Raw genomic sequence first — 15262 nt, forward strand, 5'->3', positions numbered from 1 at the left:
GGCCGGGATGATTCATTTGAAGAACATCAGCAAAGTATACAGGACGAAATCCGGAGCGTTCGAAGCGGTGCGGCCGACAACGCTCGCGATCCGGAAGGGGGAAATCTTCGGCATCATCGGCTACAGCGGCGCAGGAAAATCCACGCTGCTCCGGATGATCAACCTGATCGAGACGCCGACGACGGGCGAAGTGTGGTTCGACGGCGTCGAGCTCACTTCCCTGGACCGCAAATCGCTGCAGAAGAAGCGCCACGAGATCGGAATGATTTTCCAACATTTCAATCTGCTGCTCAACAAGACCGTATACGGCAACGTCGAATTTGCGCTGAAGGCGGCGGGAGTTCCGAAGCCGGAACGGGCGAAACGCATCCGCGAGATTCTGGACATCGTGGAATTGGGCGACAAGGTGCACCATTATCCGGCGCAGCTGAGCGGCGGGCAGAAACAGCGCGTGGCCATCGCCCGCGCGCTCGTCCTGAATCCGAAGGTGCTGCTGTGCGACGAGCCGACGTCCGCCCTCGATCCGCAGACGACGGAGAACATCCTGCAGTTTCTGAAATCGATCAACGAGCAATTCGGCGTTACGCTCGTCATCGTCACGCATGAGATGGAAGTGGTCCGCGCGTTGTGCCACCGTGTCGCGGTCATGGAAAAAGGCAACATTCAGGAGGAGTTGAATCTGGCCGGGTCGCCTGCGGAAGTTACGGACGCCGTGACCGCCATCGGGAAACGGCTGATCGAGCATCGCGGGCGGGAAAGCGGGCGCAGGCCGGATGCCGTTCGTCTGGGGGATTTGGTGCATGTTTGACAACATCATGTTGCTCCTGCCGGAGATCAAACAAAGCGTCATCCAGACGTTCATGATGGTGGGGATATCCCTGTCCGCGGCCGTGCTGTTCGGAACGACCCTGGGCGTATACGTGTTCATGACGGACAAAGGATCCATTTCGCCGAACCGGTGGGTCAACCGGATCCTGAATTACGCGATCAACCTGATCCGTTCGTTTCCCTTCATCATTCTGCTCGTCGTGTTGATCCCGTTCACGCGCCTGGTTGCCGGAACCACCGTCGGTCCGCTGGCGGCGTCCGTGCCGCTGTCGATCGCGGCGATTCCGTATTTTGCGCGCCTGGTGGAGCAGGCGCTCAAGGATGTGCCGCACGGCACGATTGAGGCCGCCATCGCCCTCGGGGCGCCGAAGCGTTACATCATCAAGGATGTGCTGCTGAATGAAGCGCGTTCCGGCCTCGTGCTGGCCTTGACCGTGACGGCCGTCAGCTTCATTTCCTATTCGGCGATGGCCGGCATCGTCGGCGGCGGCGGCATCGGCGATTTGGCGATCCGTTACGGTTATTACCGCTTCCAGACCGATGTCATGATCTTCATGGTGCTGCTTCTGGTGCTCCTCGTTCAGCTCGTGCAAATGACGGGAAGCTGGATTGCGAGGAAGCTGGACCGCCGCCACTTCCAGGAGTGATGGGCATGACGAAAACCGCACAGGAGACGGCGCCGATCGACATTCATTCGGACGCGTTCCGGGCGTTGATCCGGGCCATCGCGGAAGACGCGGAGACGCGCCGCCGCAGCGGCGGGCGCCTGCTGCCGCACAAGGCGTTCCGGTTGATCCGGGAAGCCCGTTTCGGCGCCATTCGTCTGCCGAAGGAACTCGGGGGAGCCGGCGTGACGAACGTCGAGCTGTTCGATGCGGTCGTGCAATTGGCCAAGGCCGATCCGGATGTGGCGCATGCGCTGCGCTCGCATTTCATCTTTGTCGAGGATACGCTGGCGGAGCCGCCGAGCGCGGAAAGGACGCGCCGCCTGCAAATTGTGGCGCGGGGCGATCTGGTCGGCAACGCGACGACGGAAATCTCCGCCCGCCCGCAGGGCTCGAAGCAGTATGAAACGATGCTGAGCCAAGCGGGAGACGACTACGTGCTGAACGGCACGAAATATTACACGACGGGCACGCTGTATGCGGATTGGGTGTCCGTCATCTCGGCCGGTGAGGGCGGCAAGCTGTTTGTCAGCTTTATTCCGACGAACCGCGAAGGCGTGAAAATTTATGACGACTGGGACGGCTTCGGCCAGCAGCTCACGGCGAGCGGAACGACGACGTTTACGAACACGCCGGTGAAACGGCACGAGACCGTTGAACTGAAGCGGGAAGAACTGGGCTATGTGCCGTTCCGCCAGCTTTATCTGCAGGCGGTCATCGCGGGGATCGTGGAGGCGATCGTCGAGGACGGCGTGAAGCTGCTCAAGGGACGCAGGCGGACGTTCACGCACGGCGCGTCCAAAGCGGCGCATGAAGATCCTCTGCTGCTGCAGACGATCGGCGAAATTCAGGCGACGGCCTTCACGCTGCGGGCGCTGATTCGCGAGGCCGCGCGGGCGCTGGATGAGGCGCTGCTGCAGGGCACGCATCAGGCCCGGCATGAAGCGGCTTTGAAAACCGCCTGCGTCAAAGTGATCGGAGAGCCGATGGCCCTCAGGGCGGCCACCCTGCTGTTTGAAGTCGGCGGCGCGTCCGCGACGAGGGGAAGCCTCCAGCTGGACCGCCATTGGCGCAATATCCGCACGATTGCCTCGCACAACCCGGTCGCGTACAAGCTGAAGGATATCGGCCATTATGTGGTCAACGGCGCGGAATTGCCGATCAACGGTTACTATTGAATGGCATAACGAAGCGACGCTGACTGTTTGGACGATCGGCGCAGGGGTGTCCAATCTTCCGGACACCCCTCGTCTATTTCTCGGAGCGCATCAGACTTATTTCCCACAGTGACGGCAGGCTGGTTATAACCGTCCAGAAAAACGACGGATTAAGAACTTAGTATAGTGATTTTTTTTATGAAATCAGCTTTGTTTTTTGCTCCGGTCTTTTGATGTATTTTTTTTATATAGCATCGAACAGTTTCACTTGACAGGAACAGTTCGGAAGCAATTTCGGTGTACGTTTTATTATGCAACCAAAGAGTGGCAATCTCTTTTTCACGGGGGGTAAGTCGAAAAGCGTCGAAAAGATTGCTGATTTTAGAATTTGAATTAAACGAAAAATATTTTTTTGTTGAGCAAAGCTTTTCCTGGATCTTATTGGATAGTAGCTTCAGGAAAGGAATAGCGAAAGTGATATCGGCATTGTAATGGAAAGACAAATCCAGATACGCAACATTGCCGTCATTGTCCACAATAGGCGTGCAGATGCAAGTCCAGCCTGAAAACAACGCAAGGTCATGTTCATCTCCTCTGACGATCACGGGACGTTTCAATTCCTTCGCAAGTGAAACACCGTTGATTCCTGAATATTTTAAATCTAATGAGGTCCCTTTCCCCAAATTCATTTCCTCCATACGTTGTAGGAGCGACTCTTTTCCGAATGTTTCAAGAACCACACCGTTTTCATCTGTAACGATAAATACATGGGATGAAGATGTGTTTAGATGATGTGCCGAAATTTCTTCCCGGATGATTTCTAACAGGCAATTGTAAACTGTATGATGAGGATCAATGTTCCAACGATATGGAAGTCTTCGAGTGTTGCAATCAATTTTTGATCGTCGGAAAATCCCCCGCCATTGTTTGATTAAGGACTCTTGAATGTCAGATAAGCGCAAACAATACATTGCAAAATCCAAGTTCTCTTGAGAGGAGAAAAAAGCTTCCACCGAAACCACCCAGAACTAAGCTGTAATACCATATATTAGATTATATGTTCCAACAAGTGAAGTCAAACAAAGAAAAACCATATAATTAAAAATAACCCATTTGGGGGATGCAATAGAACTGCTGAATTAGCTATAGTTGTTTTAGAACGAGTTATCAACCTTTGTTCATGAATAAGGCAGCAAAACTGAAATTGGATCTAATTTTTATAGAAAGCGGATACAATCGGTGGGGCTATGAAAATCACTTTGAACAAAAAAAACATAGTCGAGTATGTCGAGGATCATGAGTATATCTTAATCGACATGTTGCACAATAAATTTTACACACTGGATTATATAGGGTCCCAAATATGGAACTATTTAAGCCGTGGTTTCAGTTTGGATCATACTGTCACACAAATATCGAACAAATTTGGTGTCTCCGTAGATCAAGTTAAATCTGATGTCATCGAATTTTTGGAGAAATTGAAAAGCAAGGGGTTAGTAAAAATTGAAAATTAGAAATGTGCTGAAATTTATTTACTTATATTGTCAATTGGCTTTATTTGATATTTTTTTAAATAAAAAAGGGTTTTCATATATGTTTGAGCTATATTCCAGGAAATACGGAAAGGCAGGAAACAGGCACCTCGATGAATCAATTATAGGTAACGTAATGAGGGACCTGCATTTCCTGAATGTAGTATGTGCTTGGTATCTGCGTAAAGCCGATTGCATTCATAAAACGTTACTTGGCTATAAATTGCTGTCTTCACGTTATCGTCTTGCCCTGGAAATGGTTGTCGGGATCAGGAAATTTCCTTTTTCCGCACATGCGTGGATTAGATATGAGGGCAAGAGTCTTATCAATGAGGAGGATGATAAACTTTATAAAATCGTTTTAAGTTCGAATCAGTACAAAGGTGAAAGAAATGAAATGGTTCTTGATTTTCGTGACGGATAATTATCGGTTGAACACCAAACCGGATATTCAACACATTATTCGCAATGAACTGAATTTTCCGAATGCATACACGACAGTTGGGGAACATGCTTGCGGCTTTTATTCCATCGCTGCTACTGAACCGGAATACAATATCTATCTAGATGATGAAATTGGGATTATCGGAGATATTGAAATTCACAATATTACGGAACTTGTCGGAAAATTGCCGGACGTACAAGAAAATAATTGGGCTCCTGAAATTATTGTCAAGGCTCTCTATCGAAAATATGGCATACAGGGTGTGAAATATATTGCGGGTGAATTTTCATTTGTGTTGATGGATTTCAAAGAAAAAGCAACGTTTTTGATTCGGGATCATTTGGGGGTAAAAACATTATTTTGGACCAAAAGCAGCATGGGATATTTTATTGCAAGCGACCTGTTTTTGTTGAAAAAATATTTTGATTTCTCCCGAATTGATTACGGATATTTTCAAGATTTTCTGGACAGCGGTGGATTTTTGGACACGTCAAAAACACCTTATTACCATGTGTTTCGAGTACCCGCGGCGAGCATCATTTGTCTCAAAGGCGTAATGGAGACTAATTTGAGATACTGGGACTTGAGAGAGGTTCCAGAACCGGTCAGATACAAGGATCCATACAATTACATTGAGAAATTCAGAGAAATTTTCGAGCAGGCTGTATCCAGAAGAGTCAGCAAAAGCAAGAGGAATGCGGTGTTATTGAGCGGCGGACTGGACTCGTCATCCATCTTCGTGACGGCAAAAAAAATTCAGGATATTGAACTCAAGCCATTTAGTGCAGTTTTTGATCGATTTCAACATTGCGACGAACACGAATTAATCGAAGAACTTTTGCGGAAACATAAAACTTCAGGTTCTTATGTCAAAATGGATAATTATCTTCATTTTAAAGGCTTTCCATATAACATTCCTTTTTCATATGAACCTGCCGTAAGCAGTTTGACGTTTGAATTTTCATATCTGCTAATACAGCAAGCGTCTCAAGAAGGCTTTACCAATGTTTTGAGCGGTTTTGCCGGTGACCATTTGTTGACGGGATCCGTGTATTCAATTAGGGATCTGCTTCGTAAGTGGAATGTAAAGCGAGCAATACAAGCATTGACCAACCATTCGATTTATACCAACACATCTGCGCTTGCAAATTTGAAAAAGTATGTCATACATGCGGATGTCACAGCTGATTTTTATAACAGACAATCACATCATTATCGCCAGTTTAGTCGTAAAGTTAACCATATTAGAGATTATTACAAAAAGGAAATTTATCTTCAACTGCAGGGCACTAGAACCAGGATTTTTCTTGATAGGGTTATCGGGGCAATGTTTGGCTGCAGTGTAAAACATCCGTTTCTGGACAGACAACTAATTGAGTTTGTTTACCATCTTCCTGTGGAATACATCTATGACCCGCTATTCTCCAAACCCATTTTAAGAGCTGCATTTCATGAAGATTTGATCCCTCAAATCGTAAATAACGTCAATAAGACAACCCATGTTCAATTTACTTGCAAAAGTATAAGGGAAAATTGGGAATATATTTCCAAATTAATTGAAAATACCTTCGTTGTTGAGGAACTCTGCTTAATATCCAAAGAAAAGTGGATCGATCAGCTTGCCAAGTGGAGAAATGGCCTAGAAGTAACAAACAATTTTTATATCCTGTTGGCAATAGAAGCGTGGATGAGAAATTACTACAAAAAACTGGAAAGTCAATACGCATAATGCACAATTTATGTTTCTAGTTATAATTGCGCTATTTCTATAAAGGGATATCATTACAGAGTGTAATTAAGGAGGAATTTTCAATGATGGGCTATGCGAAACCGATGTTGCTTGAATGTGGCAACAGCGAAGATATCATTCGCGGAGAATGCGGATTTGGCTTGGAAAATATTACATTAGATAAAACCGGCGCTTACAAGACAACCAAGTACATCTGGGATTACGGTGCGCCTTTTGTTTGCCCTGGTCCGGGAGTCATCAATATTTGCCGGAGATGCGAGCTGACAACTGCTGATTGCAGTACAGCGGAAAGCAAATGCTGACAGTAGAAATAAAAAGATAATTCATTCCGCTTGATCTTTCTCATTTCCCCTTTATAGAAATAGCGCATTTTTTATAAAGTTCATAAGTTGAGGGGATATGTTCAATTTTATCTACTATATCTACCTTGGTTTGGTCTTTGCAGGTTTATACATTTGGTTGTTCATCAAACTCATTCGGATTCTCGACATAACAAAAACCGGTATTACCGCAAAAGATTTTTTAAGTCATCACACCGGGTTTGAAGGAATTGTTGTACTCATAGAAGACAAGATCTTGCAGGGGGATGCACAATTTTACAAAAAATTGTTTTCGTTATTAAAGAGACGGGGCAAACTGCTGGTTGTAAAAATTGATTTTGATGATGATAGCATGCATGAAGAAATAGCAAAATTACTTACATACTTTGAAGCAAAAGGCTTAACCTCCATATATCACCACAACAAATCCGGGAAAAAGTTGATTTTTGACTTGAGTGCTCACTCTGGATACGGACAACGTGATATCTATCTCGAAGTCAGGAAGCGGCTAATAAACTTTGGGTGATGACATGACGCTCATTGCATTGGCCTTGAAAGTGATTTTGGCGGTTTATTATTGTAAAAATGCTGCCAGAAAAACAAGGCAAATATATCAGTATTACAATACCATTGTGGAGTATGGGGTTTTTGCCAAAAAGGCAACATATTTTTCGGCGTTGTTGATAACGCTTGAATATATGATAGCCATCACCTTGGTTCTCCATTACCATGATGTGCTTTATTTGTTGATCGGCATGTTGCTTCATTTTATTTATCTTACTATGCAAGTAATAGGTAGTGGCAAGTCGGTAAATCCAAGCTGCAATTGTTTCGAACACAGCCTTCCGAAGACGATCTCGTTGAAGTCCATTTTAATTCAATTGATCCTGCTGTTTTTTTTAATCACATTATACGGAATTTCGATTCGTTTGTAGGGATGAAGTATTATGCTTTTTGCTGTTGTTTTGACAGTAGGTGCGGGATTGGTATTGGTGTTTTCAAGTATTTTCAAGTTGCTTGCCCTGAAAAAATATTTGCGTGCTCTTGAAAATTATGAATTTATACCCGGAGCATGGAAAAGCGTTATCGGCTATGGTTCTCCGGTAGTCGAATTATTGACCGGATTTGCGCTAATATGGTTGCCTCATGAATTCTTCGTTAACCTGGTAGCATTGGGGATGTTTTTTGTTTTTTTAGCGATTCATGTCCATGCTGTCCTGAAGAATGACAAGAGCACATGCATGTGCTTCGGGGAAATCATCAAATCGAGGTACGGTATGCCCGGAATTATACAATCCGTTCTCTTAATTATTTCAATATTACCGAATTTATTGATCGTTTATCCGGTATCACACAATCAGCTGTTTGTTTCATATGGAATAGACGAGAGTGCGATCGCGCTTGTTTTGGCGTGTTTATGGGGGTTGAACCTGATAACAGCAAGACTTGTTCTCGACAAGATTTTATATAGATAAATTTGGAGGTCGTGCAATTGGTGTCTCTGGAACTTTTGTTGGCTTTATCACTGACATGTGTTGTACAAATGGCCTTAATAATATTGATTATTTACAAGTTTCGTTATGCCAGCATGGCTGCTTATTCGGAGCCCGTGTCTAATGAAGTAGTGGAGGATATTCCTATCAAGTCTTTCCAGGGTGAATTAATGTCGCTTGCAAATCTGGTACAAAAAAACCGAGAGACGAATCTGTTGATCGTGGATGCCGACTGCCGGGAATGCAAGAGAATGCTGACATCCAGCAGATACCTCAACGATGCAGCCCTTGACCGCCTCACGGTTATTTTTGCGTTTGACGAAAAGGAGGAAGAATTACGCAAAGTACAAAAAATCTCAACCTATAATTGGATTAAAAACAAGTATCAAGCAACACGTGAACATATTTTTAAGAAATTGAATATCAATTTTTTTCCTTTCTATATGAAATTGGACCAGGCCCGAAAAGTGGTATATAAAAGCCCGGCTTCAATTGACATCATCCTTGAGCGTTTTGATATTGAAATGAAGCTCTAATCAATAATCCGGTGGGGAATGGGATCGATTGTGGATGACATTATCCGTACGGACAGTATGAAAGTCGACAGACCGACAAGAACTTTTATTCAATCACAGATCTATTACATCAAACTGATTTATAAAAAGCACCCCATCCTTTTTCTCTTTTTTATTTTTTTTACGGCGCTCAGCTCCCTTATATCCCCAATGACACTATATCTTAACAAAGAAACGGTTGACATATTGACATCTTTTGCGACAACTAATGAATCAAGTCAAATGACATGGTTAATGATACTATTGTGTTGCACATATATATTGGGATTTTTGTCTTCCTATTTCAAAGAATTTAATGAATATACTTTCCAAAAAATCATGTACTCGGTTAGCTACGTCATGAAATTGTTGTTATTTTCAAAATTGTTGCAATTGTCCATTGAGCGATTTGAAGATAGCTCCTTTCACGACAAACTCAAGTTGGCGCAGCTCTCGTTAAATAGCGGGGTAAGGGTAGTCCAGACACTCATCAATCTGATCGGAGTCGTATTCTCGATATTTGGGATTATTGGGGTATTGCTTACCTTTCATTGGTCCTTACCGATGACGCTTCTTCTTTCCACTTTGCCGGGAATCACCATCATGTTTATCGTAAAACTGAAAGGTTACAAAGCTGAAAACAAAGCTTCGCAATTTGAAAGGGAAATGTATTTTACCGAAGGTTTGTTTAGTCAGAAAAGCGCCTTGAAAGAGATTAAAATTTACAACACCCAACAGTACTTGATGGGGAAATGGAAAAAACTATTTAATACCGTCACTGAACTCAGGCTAAAGGTGGCTCGATGGGACCTAAGATATAAATCATTATCCCTAATTGTATTGCAAGGAGCCCAGTTTGGAGTCAGTTTGTATTTGGTAAGTTTGGTGGTGGGAGCTCAATTATCCATAGGCTCTTATGTTGCATTGCTTTCATCATCCGTCATGATTCAAGGGCTTTTTGGTCAAATCGGCATGCATATGAGCAGTTTGTTTGAAACTGCGGTATACAACAATGCACTTCTTTCACTCATTCAGGATGCTCATGATGACCGAAACGACGGAACTTATCAAATTCGGCGCATCGAATCCATTGAGATGAAAAACGTGTACTTTTCGTATCCTAATAGCGATGTCAGTGTGCTGAAGGACATTTCGCTAAAAATCAAACGGGGGGACAAAATATCAATTGTCGGGCGGAATGGTTCTGGAAAGACAACACTGGCTTATTGTTTGTTGGGGCTTTATCGATTGAACGCCGGAAAGCTTACGGTCAATGGTTTGGATATCAGCTTGTTAAATATGGAATCATATTATAATCGCATTGCTGTCGTATTTCAGGATTTCATAAGGTATAAATACAGCATTCGTGAAAATATCGCCTTCGGAAATCTGGAATATTTGGAAAATGACAAAGAAATATATAAAATATTAGATAGAATTGAATTAAAGAATAAAGTCATGGATTATCCGGGAAAGCTGGAAACGATTCTTTCAAAGGAATTTATGAATGGCACGGAATTGTCAGGGGGTGAATGGCAGAGAATTGCGTTAGGTAGAGCGTTGATAAAAAATGCGGACGTGGTGATATTGGATGAACCAACAGCCGCGTTGGATCCGATCAGTGAACTCAAAATTTTTGAATTGTTCCACAAATTGTATTCGGATAAAACCACAATCAGCATATCACATCGCATTGGACCGACTCGTCTGTCTGATTTGATTATCGTCATGGATGACGGGAGAATTGTGGAACAAGGCACATTCGATGAATTGATGAATATGAGGGGATATTACTACAACATGTATGAGGCGCAAGGCAAGTGGTACAAAGCAAATGCCGTTGATTATCCGGTTATTATTTAATAAGGCAATTAGGGTGAATCCTATGAGCGAGATTGTGTTGGAAGTGAAAGGTTTGTCGAAAACGTATTATCATCAATCAATGCATGCCGTCCGCGCGTTAAGGAATGTATCCTTCTCGTTGAAAAAGGCGGAATTCGCGGCCGTCATGGGAACGAGCGGTTCGGGAAAAAGCACCCTGCTCCACATTCTAGGCGCACTGGACAAACCCGATGCAGGCACCATCAAACTTCGCGGGCAGCCTTGCGACCATATATTCCGGGAGCCCGAGGCTTCTCTCTACCGATTGCAAAATGTCGGGTTCGTCTTCCAATCTTTTCATCTCCTTAAAGACTTGTCTGCGGAAGACAATATAGCGGTGCCTTTGATCCTGCAGGGAGAACGGGAGTCCGTCATCAAGGCTCGGGTTGAGGAAGTGCTGCGGATGCTTGGGCTGGAGGCTTGGCGTCGGCACCGTCCCGTTGAACTGTCCGGAGGCCAGCAGCAGCGGATTGCGATCGGCCGCGCCATTGTCGCGAATCCGCCCCTTCTGCTGGCCGACGAACCCACCGGAAATCTCGACCACAATACGACGAGGGAAATATTGGATGTATTCCTGAAAATGCGGGATGAGCGGCAACAGACGATCCTGCTGGTCACCCACGATCCCGTCGTCGCGGCATCTGCGGACCGGGTGCTTTTCTTTCATGACGGCGAGATTCGGGATGAATATATCTGCGACGGCAGGCAGGATCTGGACCGGATCCTGAAAATCTTCAAGGCGATCGCTGGGGGCAGGCGGGAAGCATGAGAAAGACGCTATGGGGTATGGCCCTCGGGCTCTTGAAGGCGAACCGTCTGCTGATTTCCTTTTCCGTCATCAGCATTTTGATTTCGACACTCCTGATCACCACCTTACTTATGTATTCGCTGAACGCCGAACGCGAGATGGAACGGTCGTTCAGGGAGATGTTCGGCGAAGCCGATATCATGGTCTCCTATCCACCGGGACATTCGGGTGTCTTGACCCGGGAGATGGCGGAACGCATCGTCTCACTACCGGGCGTGGAGGCTTCCGCCCACGTGTTGTCCCGATTTCTGCATATCGGTGAATCGAACGTGCCCGTATGGACGATCGGGACAACCGCCAATGACCTGACCCGGAGCACCTATAAATTCAATTCGTATCTTGTTCCTTCCACCATCATTCTCAATGAAGAGCTGGCCCGATTCCTGAAGGTGGCCGTCGGCGATGAGGTGGTCGTGGAGGGCAAGGGGTTCCGCACAGCGGAGATCATCGAAGATCCGCAGGGTTTGACCAGCATAGCCATCATCCACTATGACGATATGGCTTCCTTCGTGGGAGAAGGGGAGTACGCGAGCGGCCTGATGCTCAAACTGGCGAGAGGCGTTGAGGCTTTGTCGATTGCACAGAAGATCCGGGATATGGATGGCCATCTGCGCATTGACCTGGTGGAGCAGAACGAGCTCGTACAGTCGAACATGCGAACGCTGCAAATCTATATCATCGTGCTGTCGTTTCTGGTTCTTGTAGTCACTTCGCTGCTGGTCCTGTCCAATCTTGAGATTTTGCTCTATAAATTGAGGAATCAGATCTCCATCCTGCGATCGATCGGAGCCGCGACCGCCCAGATCGGCCGGATCGTGCTGATCCAGAGTGTTGCCATCAATCTGACGGGCACGGTGCTTGGCATGACCGCGTCGGTATTGGCCAGAGAAGGATTGTTCCGGGTCGCTGGGCGCGTATTCCGAATGCCGGCGGATGCGGGGCATGCATCCGATTTTCTGACTGCGTTCATCACCGCCGCAGCCTGTTTTCTCTTCTTTCAATTGTTCATGATTATTCCCGCCTGGCGCAGCACGAGAATCCTGCCTCTGCAGATTGCGGAGGAGAATGAGCGGCTTGATTTCAGGCGCGGGAAGGGACGTAGGCTGATTGGATGGGGCGCAGCCTTGACCGGCGGCGGTCTCTACCTGTTCGGCTATATCGAGGGGAAGGATTACTTGCTCTTCCCGGGAATGGTACTGCTCCTCATCGGAAGTCTGTCGCTGATGCCCCGTGCGGTTGAGTGGGTCCTCCGAGGATCGATGCGGGCGGGGGGGCGCCAGTTCGGCCGTCTGACGTACCTGACGCTCCTGCATATGCTGCCCCAGGTCAGGAGGAACGCTTTCGCGATCGTCTCGATTGCCCTGACCCTCGCGATCGCGGTATTCGGAACAACGCTGCTCGCCACATTGGAAGAAAACAATCTTCGTTTTCTGAAGGAAAGATATGCCAAACCTATCATCCTGCATAACCGCCTCGGGCCGAAATCCGACATAGATCCCCACCGGCTGAGGGAAACGCTGCTGGGCTTTGAATCGATTCGAGAAGTGGAGATGGAAGGGATATTGCTGCAAAATTATATTTTATTCAAAGATGAGGCCATCCGAATCTATCCCCGGGCGGTCTACGCTTCGTCGGTGGAGGGCCTGAAGGATGATGAACTCGTCATCTCGGAGAAACTGGCGTACCGCCATAACCTGAAGGCTGGCGATGCCATTACCGTCGGCCGACGCGATCCGGAGGGGCTGGGAATTCACCCCGTCGGCGTTTATCGCATCGCCAAGGTGAGCGAAAAACTGGGCCCTGAAGATGTGCTGATGACTTGGTCGAACACGCTGAACACGTTTCCAGCTGTGAACAACCTGTATATCGATCCAGCCGACGAGGAGCAGGCATTGGCGGATTTGGAATCCTTGCGAAGCCAATACCCCGAGCTTCAGATCTCGACACTGCGCGATGCACGGGAACAAGCCAGAGCAGGGTTCATTCAGCGATGGGGGATCTTCGTCGTCGTGCTGAGCGCCATTATCGGATGTTCGATGGCGGGCGTGCTGAACGGCCTGATGAACCAGTTCCTGTCGAAGCGTAAGGAATATGCCGTTCTGCGGACCGTCGGCTTGACGCCTGCCGGAATCCTCGTAAGCATCCTGGTACAGACGGGGCTGTATGTCGGGCTAGGCATTATCTTCGGAGGCATGCTGGGGATGTTTATTTTCTTGCTGGTTTTGGCTCTTGACCCCACGCCGGTTGCCTTCGACTTTGCGACCGTAGGGCTGGTTGCCGTAGGGATGCTGATCGTTGCTGTTGCTACGCTTGCAGTTGCAGGGAGGCACATCACATCCGGCCATATCCTTCGTGAAATGGCGATGGACGGCAAGTAAAAGTGACGAAACCTCAAAAACACGGAATGACGTACAGCTTCTTCTGGGCGGAACGTTGGGCGGACTCCTGGGGTGAGAAAGCCACGGGACTCTTGCCCGGGTTTTTTCTCAAACGACAAAAAAACGCGAAACCCTCCCGGCAACCGGGAGGGTTTGCGTTCACATCTCCATCGTCTCGTCCGGATACAGCCGCTTCGCGAGCGCTATTGCCTCGCGGTCGAACAGCACCAGTCGCACGTCCATGTCGTGCCGCGCGAGAAACTCGCGGATCGCGGTGACCGCGACGGTCAGGGCCTGTTCCTTCGGGTAGCCGTACGCCCCCGCGGAGATGAGCGGGAACGCGACGCTCCGGAGCCCGTGCGCCTGCGCAAGGGCCAGCGAGTTGAGGTAGCAGTCCCTGAGCAGCTTCTCTTCATCGTGTCCGCCGCCGCGCCACACGGGGCCGACGGTATGGATCACATGGGCGGCGGGCAGCCGGTAGCCCTTCGTGATTTTGGCCTGGCCGGTCTCGCATCCCCCGAGCGTGCGGCATTCCTCGAGCAGTTCGGGACCCGCCGCCCGATGGATGGCGCCGTCCACTCCGCCTCCTCCGAGCAGCGTCGGATTGGCCGCGTTCACGATCGCATCGACGCGGCATTTCGTGATATCCCCCTGGACAATGGCAAAAGGCATCCGCGAACCACCATCCTACCGTTGATCTCCGGACGTCAATCGCCGTACGGCACGAACGTGATCGGGCATTTCACGAGCTGCAGGAGGCCCTGGCTGACGCTGCCCAGCGTCTTGCCCGAGGCGGCGTCGCTCCCGCTGCCGCGGAGCCCCATGACGATGCAGCGCACGTCCGGGTCGTTCGCTTCGAAGCTGATTTCGATCGTCGGATTGCCCCCGACCCTGACCTTGGTCCGGTAGGGCACGCCTTCCTGTCCGGCGATCGCCGCTGCGTCCCGCAGCATGTTCTCGCCCAGGATCTGCGAACTGCCGTGCACGCTCAGCAGCACCAGTTCGTCTCCGAGCGCCTTCGCGATCGTGATGGCAAAACGCAGCGCCGCAAGCGATTGCCGCGAGCCGTCAATCGGCACGATGATGGAGCGCATACGGATCCTTCCTTCCCATAGAGGATGTCTCCAAGATATATTTCGGTTTCCCGGCATTAATTATAAACCTAAATTTCGAAAGCCCATTGTTTCGGTAAAATCACGAGATGTTAGCGCATAACACCCTGTAAATAACAGGGAAGTTCCCAGCCAGACAACTCCCCGTCAGCGTTGAAAGGTATTCCTCCCCCCCTCCCCCACCGCAAGGGGCTTTTGGTTTTCCATGTAAAATTGTGGGGATCTCTAACCTGACATGGTCGCCAGCCGCGCTTCGATTCGCTTCCACGCATGGCGGTATGGAAAGTCGTGAGCCAGTTTCAGGATGATCTTCCGGCTGTGCCGAACGATCGTCGCCGC

General features: G+C 48.2%; 17 protein-coding genes. 14 read left to right on the top strand and 3 right to left on the bottom strand.

The annotated features are described in order from the left end of the window. The first annotated feature begins 7 nt into the window (after window positions 1-7). The 3 genes from BAA01_13410 to BAA01_13420 are packed head-to-tail and all read left to right on the top strand — an operon-like array spanning window position 8 to window position 2671. The gene (locus tag BAA01_13410; GenBank protein ID OUM89046.1) at window positions 8-808 is read left to right on the top strand and encodes an ABC transporter; all 801 of its coding nucleotides are present in this window, start codon (window positions 8-10) and stop codon (window positions 806-808) included. Next, the gene (locus tag BAA01_13415) at window positions 801-1475 is read left to right on the top strand and encodes a methionine ABC transporter ATP-binding protein (protein OUM89047.1); all 675 of its coding nucleotides are present in this window, start codon (window positions 801-803) and stop codon (window positions 1473-1475) included. The genes BAA01_13410 and BAA01_13415 overlap by 8 nt, the downstream gene beginning before the upstream one ends. Beyond that, window positions 1475-2671 (top strand): hypothetical protein, encoded by a 1197-nt coding sequence (locus tag BAA01_13420; protein OUM89048.1) that lies wholly within the window; start codon window positions 1475-1477, stop codon window positions 2669-2671. The genes BAA01_13415 and BAA01_13420 overlap by 1 nt, the downstream gene beginning before the upstream one ends. 149 nt (window positions 2672-2820) lie before the next feature. On the opposite strand, the gene BAA01_13425 is transcribed toward BAA01_13420, so the two are convergent. Next, window positions 2821-3390, bottom strand: a complete 570-nt coding sequence (locus BAA01_13425) for a hypothetical protein (GenBank protein ID OUM89049.1) — start codon at window positions 3388-3390, stop codon at window positions 2821-2823. A gap of 507 nt (window positions 3391-3897) precedes the next feature. Here BAA01_13425 and BAA01_13430 point away from each other — a divergent pair. The 11 genes from BAA01_13430 (at window position 3898) to BAA01_13480 (ending at window position 13811) form a co-directional block, all read left to right on the top strand. Continuing rightward, complete coding sequence (locus BAA01_13430; GenBank protein OUM89050.1) at window positions 3898-4164, top strand: hypothetical protein; 267 nt, start codon at window positions 3898-3900, stop codon at window positions 4162-4164. Continuing rightward, a complete protein-coding gene (locus BAA01_13435; GenBank protein ID OUM89051.1) occupies window positions 4154-4606 on the top strand; it encodes a hypothetical protein in 453 nt (150 codons plus the stop codon). The genes BAA01_13430 and BAA01_13435 overlap by 11 nt, the downstream gene beginning before the upstream one ends. Then, window positions 4575-6356, top strand: a complete 1782-nt coding sequence (locus tag BAA01_13440; GenBank protein ID OUM89052.1) for a hypothetical protein — start codon at window positions 4575-4577, stop codon at window positions 6354-6356. Before BAA01_13435 ends, BAA01_13440 begins: the two co-directional genes overlap by 32 nt. A gap of 83 nt (window positions 6357-6439) precedes the next feature. Next, entirely contained in the window at window positions 6440-6679 is a 240-nt protein-coding gene (locus BAA01_13445; GenBank protein OUM89053.1) for a hypothetical protein, read from the top strand. 97 nt (window positions 6680-6776) lie between these two features. Next, window positions 6777-7223, top strand: a complete 447-nt coding sequence (locus BAA01_13450) for a hypothetical protein (protein ID OUM89054.1) — start codon at window positions 6777-6779, stop codon at window positions 7221-7223. Next, window positions 7216-7632, top strand: coding sequence for a hypothetical protein (locus BAA01_13455; GenBank protein OUM89055.1), 417 nt, complete (start codon window positions 7216-7218; stop codon window positions 7630-7632). Before BAA01_13450 ends, BAA01_13455 begins: the two co-directional genes overlap by 8 nt. Before the next feature lie 12 nt (window positions 7633-7644). Further along, complete coding sequence (locus tag BAA01_13460) at window positions 7645-8172, top strand: hypothetical protein (GenBank protein ID OUM89056.1); 528 nt, start codon at window positions 7645-7647, stop codon at window positions 8170-8172. Window positions 8173-8360: 188 nt separating this feature from the next. Continuing rightward, complete coding sequence (locus tag BAA01_13465) at window positions 8361-8726, top strand: hypothetical protein (GenBank protein OUM89057.1); 366 nt, start codon at window positions 8361-8363, stop codon at window positions 8724-8726. A 27-nt stretch (window positions 8727-8753) separates the two neighbouring features. Beyond that, a complete protein-coding gene (locus tag BAA01_13470; GenBank protein OUM89063.1) occupies window positions 8754-10607 on the top strand; it encodes an ABC transporter permease in 1854 nt (617 codons plus the stop codon). 22 nt (window positions 10608-10629) lie between these two features. Beyond that, window positions 10630-11394: an ABC transporter ATP-binding protein gene (locus BAA01_13475; GenBank protein OUM89058.1), complete on the top strand. Its 765-nt coding sequence runs from the start codon at window positions 10630-10632 to the stop codon at window positions 11392-11394. A 17-nt stretch (window positions 11395-11411) separates the two neighbouring features. Continuing rightward, window positions 11412-13811, top strand: a complete 2400-nt coding sequence (locus BAA01_13480; GenBank protein OUM89059.1) for a hypothetical protein — start codon at window positions 11412-11414, stop codon at window positions 13809-13811. Between the two features lie 159 nt (window positions 13812-13970). Here the strand turns inward: BAA01_13480 and BAA01_13485 are convergent, their stop codons facing one another. Continuing rightward, window positions 13971-14483: an RNase III inhibitor gene (locus BAA01_13485; GenBank protein OUM89060.1), complete on the bottom strand. Its 513-nt coding sequence runs from the start codon at window positions 14481-14483 to the stop codon at window positions 13971-13973. Between the two features lie 35 nt (window positions 14484-14518). Further along, window positions 14519-14905 carry a hypothetical protein gene (locus tag BAA01_13490; GenBank protein ID OUM89061.1) on the bottom strand — a complete coding sequence of 129 codons (387 nt, stop codon included), beginning with the start codon at window positions 14903-14905 and terminating at the stop codon, window positions 14519-14521. Window positions 14906-15262 lie beyond the last annotated feature (357 nt).

The organism is Bacillus thermozeamaize, assembly GCA_002159075.1.
Lineage (GTDB): Bacteria > Bacillota > Bacilli > ZCTH02-B2 > ZCTH02-B2 > Bacillus_BB > Bacillus_BB thermozeamaize.